Origin of the sequence: uncultured Ruegeria sp., from assembly GCF_947489545.1 — a bacterium.
GTDB lineage: Bacteria > Pseudomonadota > Alphaproteobacteria > Rhodobacterales > Rhodobacteraceae > Ruegeria.
In genome coordinates, this window is the sequence record NZ_CANLDZ010000107.1 from 1 (window position 1) to 266 (window position 266).

Annotated in this window: 1 protein-coding gene; it reads right to left on the reverse strand. The window is 53.4% G+C overall.

Going from position 1 to position 266, the window contains the following annotated elements; genetic code table 11:
* Positions 1-256, reverse strand: a 256-nt coding sequence (locus tag Q1B13_RS26955) for a hypothetical protein (protein WP_299085982.1), incomplete at its 3' end; no start/stop codon positions are given.
* Positions 257-266 lie beyond the last annotated feature (10 nt).

Sequence of the window (266 nt, forward strand, 5' to 3'; positions counted from 1 at the left end):
GGCGAAGCTGTTTGGCGCTGTAACGCTCGAGCGGGACAATCAGGAGATAGCCATCGCCTTTTTGACCGGTCGACCAGATTCTGATGTTGCCGGCCTCGGTGCCATTGAGCCTATAGATGTGGCTCGCAAAGTAGATGCCCTTGGGTTTTGGCTCGTAACTCCAGAAGTTTGTCCCGCCTTTGTCGTAACAGACCTGCAGGTCGCGCCAGAGATTGTCTTTCAGGTTCTTTTTGTGAACGGTTTTATCCTGTGCCATTGGTGGCCTC